The 9,629-nt window shown below is 38.3% G+C and carries 14 protein-coding genes; 11 read left to right on the top strand and 3 right to left on the bottom strand.

Going from position 1 to position 9,629, the window contains the following annotated elements:
* Nucleotides 1-241 precede the first annotated feature (241 nt).
* The 10 genes from AACX33_RS02760 to psb32 all read left to right on the top strand — a co-directional run bounded on the left by AACX33_RS02760 (nt 242) and on the right by psb32 (nt 5,838).
* Nucleotides 242-1,171, top strand: a complete 930-nt coding sequence (locus AACX33_RS02760; RefSeq protein WP_194002184.1) for a hypothetical protein — start codon at nt 242-244, stop codon at nt 1,169-1,171.
* 130 nt (nt 1,172-1,301) lie between these two features.
* A complete protein-coding gene (locus tag AACX33_RS02755; protein ID WP_063872038.1) occupies nt 1,302-1,565 on the top strand; it encodes a type II toxin-antitoxin system ParD family antitoxin in 264 nt (87 codons plus the stop codon).
* A gap of 5 nt (nt 1,566-1,570) precedes the next feature.
* Nucleotides 1,571-1,888, top strand: coding sequence for a type II toxin-antitoxin system RelE/ParE family toxin (locus tag AACX33_RS02750; protein WP_194002182.1), 318 nt, complete (start codon nt 1,571-1,573; stop codon nt 1,886-1,888).
* Between the two features lie 161 nt (nt 1,889-2,049).
* A complete protein-coding gene (locus AACX33_RS02745; RefSeq protein WP_275973785.1) occupies nt 2,050-2,313 on the top strand; it encodes a DUF2281 domain-containing protein in 264 nt (87 codons plus the stop codon).
* Nucleotides 2,300-2,713 (top strand): type II toxin-antitoxin system VapC family toxin, encoded by a 414-nt coding sequence (locus AACX33_RS02740; RefSeq protein ID WP_194002180.1) that lies wholly within the window; start codon nt 2,300-2,302, stop codon nt 2,711-2,713. The genes AACX33_RS02745 and AACX33_RS02740 overlap by 14 nt, the downstream gene beginning before the upstream one ends.
* Nucleotides 2,714-2,726: 13 nt before the next feature.
* The gene (locus AACX33_RS02735) at nt 2,727-3,278 is read left to right on the top strand and encodes a hypothetical protein (RefSeq protein ID WP_194002177.1); all 552 of its coding nucleotides are present in this window, start codon (nt 2,727-2,729) and stop codon (nt 3,276-3,278) included.
* Nucleotides 3,279-3,432: 154 nt separating this feature from the next.
* Complete coding sequence (locus AACX33_RS02730; RefSeq protein WP_275973784.1) at nt 3,433-3,723, top strand: hypothetical protein; 291 nt, start codon at nt 3,433-3,435, stop codon at nt 3,721-3,723.
* A 466-nt stretch (nt 3,724-4,189) separates the two neighbouring features.
* Nucleotides 4,190-4,411, top strand: coding sequence for a ribbon-helix-helix domain-containing protein (locus tag AACX33_RS02720; protein ID WP_190712007.1), 222 nt, complete (start codon nt 4,190-4,192; stop codon nt 4,409-4,411).
* On the top strand, nt 4,369-4,740 hold the full coding sequence (locus AACX33_RS02715) for a type II toxin-antitoxin system PemK/MazF family toxin (protein WP_227789419.1): 372 nt from the start codon (nt 4,369-4,371) through the stop codon (nt 4,738-4,740). Before AACX33_RS02720 ends, AACX33_RS02715 begins: the two co-directional genes overlap by 43 nt.
* Before the next feature lie 366 nt (nt 4,741-5,106).
* Nucleotides 5,107-5,838 (top strand): photosystem II repair protein Psb32, encoded by a 732-nt coding sequence (gene psb32 / locus AACX33_RS02710; RefSeq protein ID WP_194002175.1) that lies wholly within the window; start codon nt 5,107-5,109, stop codon nt 5,836-5,838.
* Between the two features lie 75 nt (nt 5,839-5,913).
* Here psb32 and AACX33_RS02705 read toward each other — a convergent pair whose 3' ends face one another.
* From AACX33_RS02705 to AACX33_RS02695, 3 genes are all read right to left on the bottom strand, one after another.
* The gene (locus AACX33_RS02705; protein WP_194002173.1) at nt 5,914-6,297 is read right to left on the bottom strand and encodes a DUF4346 domain-containing protein; all 384 of its coding nucleotides are present in this window, start codon (nt 6,295-6,297) and stop codon (nt 5,914-5,916) included.
* 81 nt (nt 6,298-6,378) lie between these two features.
* The gene (locus tag AACX33_RS02700; RefSeq protein ID WP_194002171.1) at nt 6,379-7,074 is read right to left on the bottom strand and encodes an NAD-binding protein; all 696 of its coding nucleotides are present in this window, start codon (nt 7,072-7,074) and stop codon (nt 6,379-6,381) included.
* Nucleotides 7,075-7,247: 173 nt separating this feature from the next.
* Nucleotides 7,248-8,582 carry a TrkH family potassium uptake protein gene (locus AACX33_RS02695; RefSeq protein ID WP_194002169.1) on the bottom strand — a complete coding sequence of 445 codons (1,335 nt, stop codon included), beginning with the start codon at nt 8,580-8,582 and terminating at the stop codon, nt 7,248-7,250.
* A 149-nt stretch (nt 8,583-8,731) separates the two neighbouring features.
* Here AACX33_RS02695 and AACX33_RS02690 point away from each other — a divergent pair, with 149 nt between their 5' ends.
* Nucleotides 8,732-9,574, top strand: coding sequence for a methyltransferase domain-containing protein (locus tag AACX33_RS02690; RefSeq protein WP_194002167.1), 843 nt, complete (start codon nt 8,732-8,734; stop codon nt 9,572-9,574).
* Nucleotides 9,575-9,629 lie beyond the last annotated feature (55 nt).

The raw sequence follows: 9,629 nt of genomic DNA, 5'->3' as shown, positions 1-9,629 counted from the left end.
ACAAAAATTGTCGTCAATAGGGTCGAACCGTCTACCATATTCATTAGGAGACCTCAAGCTTTGGTGTCGTTACCTTTATCTTGTGGTTTCCCCTTCTTTTTTGCTACCCCATCTCACATAAGGCGTTAAGTTATACAAACCGCCGCTTAATTGGTCGAAAGTAGTAGCACCCGTTATAAAAATAACTCCAGCCGAAACCGCATTACAACAAAGTCTTACACAATTAGCCAAATTTAACACGATGATCTTTGGCTTTGACCCAATATCAGATGAAGAACCAGCAACAATATACCTAGTGTATCCTGTCTATGGTATGAGAGGAGCATCTGGTAGTATTAGAACTGCATTAAAAACAATTAATAAAAAAGCGAGTTCCCTCAAATGGAAAGAATACAAAACTTTGCCTAAGTCTGCGGGTAAATTTGGTTTTTGGGAGACTGAATACAATAAATTACGAATAGATATACAGCCTCTTCAAGGTTTAGTTAGATTTATGCAAGATTCAACTCTTCGGACTCTCGCTGGAGTAGAATTTAAGGCTTTTAGTAGCGAACAGCTTGAAATAGATTTAGAAAAAACGCAAGAAAATGGGGAGAATACATCAGCTTTAGGTGCTTTAGAGGATGATCCTATTCCCATCAAACTTGTTGATAAACATCAAGCTAAGAATGGAATTGTTGAAATTGAACCTTGGGAGGAATTAGAACCAATGTCTGAAGGTGAATCGAGAGTAATGACACGTCAGTTTGTATATGTGGATGATATAGAAATAGAGGTATGTGCTAACGAGAATGGAAAGTATTTTGTTAGACACAATCTTTACTGGTGGATAATGCACAAGACTAAAAATCCTGACGCTGTACAAAACGTAATACGTAATTTACAAAATCAGTTAGATACACTACCTACTATCAGATGGTCTGGCTATAGGTTTAGATTAGAGACGATTATTTTTAGCGAAGATGATGTAGAAGTTGAGAGTGTACTACTTCCATTAGCTATGTTTGAAGACCTAATGAAAGATAAATATGGCGTTAATGATACCAATGTTCTAGAAGAAATTCAAAAAGGTGAATATAAACCAAAACCAAATGATAGTTTAAGGGTAAAACTATTTGCATGGCTTCAATCTAACAGTTTATCTTCGCTACTTAAAACCAATAACAGCTAACCAAATATAGTCAGTTTGTAGGGTGGGTTAGCGATCGCGTAACCCACCAAAGCAATAACCTAAGTATCAATGGCAAAAAATGACAAAAACTGCCATAATATATAAAAGCAGATTCACCGAACTAACCCTCATGAAAAGTATGAATATTTCCTTACCTGATACTATGCGAACTTATATAGAAGAACAGGTAGCTCAAGGTGCTTACAGCAGCGTCAGTGAATATTTTCGGGAATTAGTGCGACAAGACCAAAAACAGAAAGCAAATGAACGTCTACAAACCATGCTCTTAGAAGGATTAAACTCTGGAAATGCAACAGAAATGACTGCTCAAGATTGGGAAGATATCCGTCAAACAGTCAGTGAAAGAATTAACAAACGTCAAAGCGCAATTTAGCCGTGATGTTTGAACTTAAAAAAAGACCTCAAGTTATCCGCGACTTGATAGATTTAGCAACCTACATAGCCGAGGATAGTTTAGACATTTCCGACCGCTTTTTAATTGCAGCAGAAGCAACATTTCAACAATTAGCAAAAACTCCAGCCATAGGAAAACACTGTCAATTTTCCCATCCCAACTTAGCAGACATTCACCAACAATCTATCAAAGGATTTAGAAAATATCTCATTTTTTATCGTCTCACTGAATCAGAAGTTGATATTTTGCGCGTAATTCATGGTGCTAGAGACATTGAAGGAATATTAGACGAGGATTTATAACTATGACTGATACACTGGGGAAAGTTAACCTACTAAACCAATAACCCAAGTGTAAATAGTGTCTTTAGATTGCAAAGGTCAATCATCATGTTTACCAGATTATCCGGTGCGCCTTAGTTATAATAAGATAATACCGAAAATTTTACTCAACGTAGGAGTTAATGATGGTAACAAAAATTGAAGAAATATATAGAGATATTGATACTTTACCAGAAGAAGCTCAAAGCTTACTACTTGATTTTATTCAGTTACTCAAAAAGCGTTACCCACAAACAGAGTTAGAAAATGATAGTCAAGAAAAAGATCTCTATGAAAAGTTTGAAGAAATGGGATTAATTGGTTGTTGTTCTGTGGAAGAAGATTTATCAACTACTTATAAACAAGTTTTATCTAATACATTATCGACTAAATATGATCATCGTTGATACAGGATTTTGGTTAGCTCTGATTGATAAAAAAGACAATTACCACGAAATAGCTAAACAAGCTTTAAAAAAATACAATGAACCTTTAATCACAACATGGTGTGTTATTACAGAAACCTGTTATCTTTTGCTAACTCGCAAGGGAGTTGAAGCTCAAGTTACTTTTATCAATAGTCTTAAACAAGAATTATTTACGATTTTTAATTTAGAAACTCATCATACCGCTAGAATTATTGAATTAATGGAAAAATATGCTGATCTACCAATGGATTTAGCTGATGCTTCCTTAGTAATTTTAGCAGAACATTTAGGACATGGACGCATTTTTTCAGTAGACCAACGTGATTTTAATACCTATCGTTGGAAGCAAACTTATCCTTTTGAAAATCTCCTATTTTGACGGATAATTTTTCATGACACTAGCATATATGCTTGCAGAAAGTGAAACAAATATAGAGATTTTACAGAAATTACTGCCAAAAAATCTGATTCAAGATATCCAATTTATAGCAGGTGAAAGTTCTTACAGAGCGCGTTCTTTAGCTACTTCACTTCTAGCGACTCGAAAAATACCAGTTGCTCTTGTCATCGATGCAGATACAGATAACGAATCTCAAGTATTTGAAAAGCAAGATTTAATTAATTATGTATTAAATCAAGCATCTTCTGGTACTCCCTTTCAATTATTTTTGGCTGTTCCTCAATTAGAAATATTATTGTTACAAGATAAATCATTAATTGAGAAAATAGCACAAAGGAAATTTAATGATTTAGAATGGCAATTTGCACAAAGTAAACCTAAAAAATTTTTAGAGACAGTCTTAGGAAAAGAACAGTCAATAAACGAGAGAATATTTAGCAATATCAATGAGCAAGAAATTCAGATATTGCAACAACACCCATTAATACAAGAAATGATAGTTTTCTTATCATCTCTGACCTCAGACGTGATGATAACACAGTGATGATGGGTTAGCGATCGCGTAACCCACCAAACCAATAACCCAAGCGTAAATAGTGACTGAGGTTGCAAAGATCAATCATCATGTTTACCAGATTATCCGGTGCGCCTCAGTTATAATAAAATAATACCGAAAATTTTACTCAACATAGGAGTTAATGATGGTAATAAAATTTGAGGAAATATATAGAGATATTGATACTTTACCAGAAGAAGCTCAAACCTTACTACTTGATTTTATTCAGTTACTCAAAAAACGTTATCCAAAACCAGAAAATAAACACATAGAAAATGAGAAAACTTTCTCATCTACCCAAAAACAAAAACCACATCCACTAGACACATTTATAGAAAAACATGGTGCTTGGGAAAATGAACGCACAGCAGAAGAAATAGTCAAAGAGATTTATGATAGTCGGACTATTTCTAACTACGATATTAGCTTATGACTTATTTATTAGATACTGACACCTGCATTTACTGGATTAAAAACATTAATTCCGTCAGAAATAAAATTCAACACTTCTGGATGGGAGCAAATTTGTATTTGCAACATCACCGTTGCGGAATTATATTTTGGTGCTTATAATTATCAACGAGTAACAGAAAATTTAACTCGTGCAGAAAAATTCGTTCAAGATATTGAAGTTATAAATTTAGATAATAATGCTGTCAAAAAATTTGGAGAATTAAAGCAGAACTTAGAAAAACAGGACAACCAGTAGCAGATTTCGATTTATTAATTGCTAGTGTTGCAATAACTAGAAACTATATTTTAGTAACTAACAACACTCGTCATTATAGCCGAATTTACGAGCTAAAATTAGAAAACTGGATTGCATCTTAAAAAAGTTACTACTAGACTAAAAATATCAAAATAATATATACTACTGGTAGTATGACTTTGGGTAGGATATGGCTAAAATTTCAATTTCATTGCCAGATGAACTACTAAATTACATTGACCAAAAAGTTGAAAACCGTAGTGCATTGATTGAAAGTCTGTTGAAACAATGGCAAGAAAAACAACAAGATGAAGCACTAGCGGCCGCTTGCGCCTTGGTTGATGAATTAGAATTAGGTTGGGAAAGTGAATGGCAAAATATAGCGATTACCGAATGGGAAGCATCTGGATAGTAACATTTGATCCCTCTGTAGGTACAGAAATTCAAAAAACTCGTCCAGCACTCATAGTTTCTGGGACTTTGTTTAACAACCAACGCAGCAAAGTCACAGTTTTACCTTTTACTTCCGCCAAACCTAATAATCCTCGGATTTCACCTGCGGTAGTTGCAGTACCTTCATCATCACAAAATGGACTTTCTGTAGACAGTCTTTTGATATGCGTTGAACCAATGACATTTGACAAAATTCGTTTAACTCAGCAATTAGGTGAATTAGAAGCAGAATTACTAGAAAAAACCCAAAATATTCTGCGTAGATACCTGAGTTTAAACAACTATTAATCGTAATTTGTAGGTTGGGTTGACGCAAGTAAACCCAACACCAACCAACTTAATATTTATCAACAATAGCTAAACGCCTTTATTTAAACTTCTCATCTTCTACCGCATTGCATACTTGTGGCGGCACGGTTAAAGAATGCGAAATGGGTGAAAATGGGTATTGCGATCACTGTAAAGTTTGGTTTTGGGACATAAAATCGCGTTGCTCCCTCTTACCTGCGTCCACCTTAAGATAAGTAAAGTATATGGTTACAGAAAAAATAGACTGCTGAATACCGCCAAAATTGAATAGATGTGTAAATCAGGTGATTTTGACCTTGGTTCTGTAGTATTTTTGGTGCAAGCCTGTCTGAAACAGATCATCCGATGAAACAGATCCTTAACGAAATATTTAGTCTTAAAAAATACCTACTTCGGCTAGTTGTACCCTTACTGATGGTAGTTCTGGGTGCTTCCGTGTTTGTCTCACCTGCATTAGCTACAGGTGTATATCAAATCCCCAATCTCACCGCAGACAACTGGGTTTTAGATCAAAGTGACATTATTAGTCGCGTCAATGAAGGTAAAATCAACAGTACTTTTGAGGATTTAGCCAAAAAAACAGGTAACGAAGTCAGATTTGTGACGATTCGTCGCCTCGATTACGGTGAAACTCCAGAAAGTTTTTCTCAAGAACTCTTTGAAAAATGGTTTCCTACACCAGCAGCACAAGCTAATCAAACATTGGTGGTACTGGACACTGTTACCAATGGTACGGCTATTGTGTCTGGTGAAGAAGTTAAGCCCTTGTTGACTGACTCTATCGCCGAAAGTGTAGTTGCAGAAACTTTGGGTATACCGATACGGGACGGTAACAAATACAATCAGGCATTTATCGATGCCAGCGATCGCCTTGTTGCTGTCCTCTCTGGGGAACCAGATCCAGGGCCACCAATAGTGATTGATACTGTACAGGTAGAAGGTACATTTACCAAAGCCGAAGATGTGGATCAAGGTAACGCTACTGCTTGGGTAGTAGGACTTTTAATTGCCGCTACCGTGATCCCGATGGCTACTTACTTTGTTTACCAGATCAACCAACCATCATCTGAGGGCTAACTTTAACAGTTATCAGTCAAGAGAGTTAATTGGGTTTAAGTTTCCCTCTATACGCTTTGATAACTGTTTACTGATTCAATCCTGAATATACTCTTGCCCTGACACTAAAGCCACCTCAGCCCGGACAAATTCGCGCCCTAAATAAGCCGCATGGTCTAACTGAGTGACTGGACAGGGCTGAGTTTCTTCAAAAATCTTGATCCCAAGTTCCTTAGCCGTCCTTCCACTAAAAACTGTTGTGTGAGTCCGTTCCACTTTTCCCCTAGCAGGAATTACCTTCCCGGTTTCCGGATCGACGGCTAAACCTTTCTCATCAATCACATTTGTGAAATGCTTGGCGTAAATTAACCCTGCGCCTCGATCCAAATAGATAATGAAATATCCGCCGGGGTCAAGCTCAATATAACGTTGAGAAAGCTTATTATCAATTGCCGCTAAATCTTCAAGTATTAAATCCATAAACGTTCTAAAAAGCAAACTTCTTTCTACTGGTTTTTTACACCTATATTAAGTGTAATTCCTATCTTCCATTTATCTGATTCAAATCGGCAAGCGATTAATGTCTTTGTTATGTCCAATAACCACCATTGCTGAACCGCGTTCTAGACGCTTAGTGGGTTCGGGATTGATTTTAAACTTACCATCCTGACTCACGGCTAGTAAATTCAAGCCATAGCGGTTACGCAGTTGCAGTTCGGAGATTGTTCGACCGTGGAATTCATCAGGTACAATCATCTCGACAATACTGTTATCTGGGTCAAGGTCAAATCTGTCTAAAATAGATGGTTTGGTGAGCGATCGCGCGAGGGCGCAACCAGCTTCATATTCGGGAAACACTACATGATCTGCACCCACTCGTTTCAACAGCTTACGGTGAACTTCACTAGAAGCTTTAGCCACTACATGAGGTACTCCGCCCTCTTTGACATTCAAGGTGGTAATGATACTTTCTTGAACGTAGTTACCAATGGCGATAATTACCGTATCAAATTCAAATATTCCTGCTTCTTTAAGTGCGGCTGGTTCAGTTGAGTCTAGCTGTAATGCATGACCAACTAGTTCTTCCTGTAATGCTGCTGAAACTAGCTTTTCATCCACATCTGTTGCCAGTACTTGGTAACCTAATTTGTGTAAAGTTGAACAGACTGATCTACCAAAACGTCCTAACCCAATTACAGCAAATTGCTGGTTATCTCGACGCAAACTGCGAAAAAAGCCGATCGATGACAGATTCACATTTGTTATCCTTATTTTGACTGCCTGGAGCCAGGGTAAAAACGATTACACTAAAATTCGTGAAAATTTTTAGTTGTTTGTCTACTCATTCATATTTTATCAGTTGATGTTACTGGCATAGATTGATTAATTGGCCATTCATTAACACCCCATTACCTGATCTATCTGATCAACTATCCCACAAGTAAATTTTCTTCAGGATAGTGAATTCTACTGGGGCGGGGGTCTCCAAGCACAGCAGCCATTAGCAGTAAAACACCTACTCTTCCCACATACATTGTGACAATTAAAATCAGCTTGGCTGGAATTGAGACGCTACTAGTGATCCCTGTAGAAAGGCCGACTGTAGCAAAGGCTGATACAACTTCAAACAGCAGTTGAATAAAATTCAATTCTGGATCTGTGAGGGAAATTAAAATTGTGGAAAACAGTACCATACCAACGGAACCAACTAAAACCGCAACAGCTTTTAAAATTAAAGATATTGCTATTTTGCGTTCATATAATAAAACCTCTTCTTTGCCTTGGAGAATTGATTTGGTGCAACTGGTGAGAACTCTCAAGGTTGTAGTCTTGATTCCTCCTCCCGTCCCACCTGGGCTTGCACCAATAAACATCAAGGCAATGGTAATAAATAAACCAGCCGTTGTCATTTGACTGACATCAATGCTATTAAAACCAGCAGTTCTGGTAGTCACTGATTGAAACCAAGCTGCTAGTAACTGGGTAGGCAAATTCAGTGAGCCAAATGTTGCTCGATTTTTTGTCTCTATGAGAAAAAAGGCGATTGTGCCGATAAATGAAAGGATTAGAGTTGTGCTAGAAGCTACTTTGAAATCTAAAGAAAATACTAAGTTGGTGGTTTTTTTGAGCAGGCGATCGCGCAACCAAAGATAAATTTCTAAGATTACCTGATAACCAATACCACCAAAAATGATCAACATTGTAATCGTGAAAACTACTAAGAAAGAAGACTGATATCCGATTAAACTATCTGGGAACAAACCAAAACCTGCATTATTCCAAGCGGAAACACTATGAAAAATCGCCAGCCAAATTCCTTCCCTCCAGCCATAATCGGGAACAAATGCCGGGAGAAGTAACAAAATGCCTGTAATTTCAAAGATCATCGTTGTGGCAATAATTGAGCGGATCACTTGGGTGCTACCGTGCATCCCCGGTCGGTCTAAAGTTTGTTGAATGGCGATTTTTTGCCGCAGGTTAAATTTCCGCCCAATGAGGGTAATCAGAAAGGTGGTGCTTGTCATGTACCCTAAGCCGCCAATTTGAGCTAACAGCAGAATACACAACTGACCCCAAAAGGAAAAATCAGTCCCAGTATCAACTACAGCTAACCCCGTGACGCAAACGGCGGAGGTGGCTGTAAATAGCGCCACAATCGGGTCATTCCAAGTACCATCGCTAGTCGAGAAAGGCATCATCAGCAGGATAGTCCCCACGGTGATGACAGCTAAAAATCCCAAGCAAACTGTGCGAGAAACAGTCATATCAAAATAAATACTTACAAAGTATTCCAGGTAAGATACATCAGTTAACACCCCTGGAAGCAAAAACACTCTTATTCAATTAAAAACACACATGGTAGCCTACCAATATGTTTATTTAAATTCGGCATTGTTTTAACACTGCTTTTGTCATGAGTGCAACACTATACCAGCAAATACAGCAATTTTATGATGCTTCCTCTGGTCTGTGGGAACAGATTTGGGGTGAACATATGCACCACGGCTATTACGGCGCAGATGGGAGCGAAAAAAAAGAGCGCCGACTGGCTCAAATTGATTTAATCGAAGAATTACTCAAATGGGCTGAGGTGGAAACAGCAGAAAACATTCTGGATGTGGGTTGTGGTATCGGTGGTAGTTCTCTTTATTTAGCAGGTAAGTTTAAGGCTGAAGCCACAGGGATTACTTTGAGTCCAGTACAAGCCGCTAGAGCCAACGAACGCGCCCAATATGCTGGTTTGAGTGGTAGATGTCAGTTTCAAGTCGCGGATGCTCAAGCAATGCCTTTTGCTGACGATTCTTTTGATTTGGTCTGGTCACTGGAAAGTGGTGAACATATGCCAGATAAAACGAAATTTTTGCAAGAGTGCTATCGAGTTTTGAAGCCTGGTGGGAAGCTGATTGTGGTGACTTGGTGTCATCGTCCGACTGATATCTCTCCATTGACAGCAGATGAAGAAAGGCATTTGCAAGAGATTTATCGCGTCTATTGTCTACCCTACGTGATTTCTTTGCCAGAATATGAGGCGATCGCACGTCAGCTTCCTTTAAATAATCTTCACACTGCTGATTGGTCAACGGCTGTGGCTCCATTTTGGGATTTTGTCATTGATTCGGCTTTCACTCCGCAGGCGCTTTTCGGATTACTCACTTCTGGTTGGGAAACTATTCAAGGCGCATTGTCTCTGGGATTAATGAGTGACGGCTACAAACGTGGGTTGATTCGGTTTGCTTTGTTGTCCGGAACTAAATAGAGGCAGGGGAGAAGAGGAACGGGGGCAGGGGGCAGGGTGCAGGGGAGAAGAGGAA

This window comes from Nodularia sp. LEGE 04288, assembly GCF_963896525.1.
In the GTDB taxonomy this organism is placed as follows: Bacteria; Cyanobacteriota; Cyanobacteriia; order Cyanobacteriales; family Nostocaceae; genus Nodularia.
This window is presented reverse-complemented; position numbering and strand designations above follow the sequence as displayed.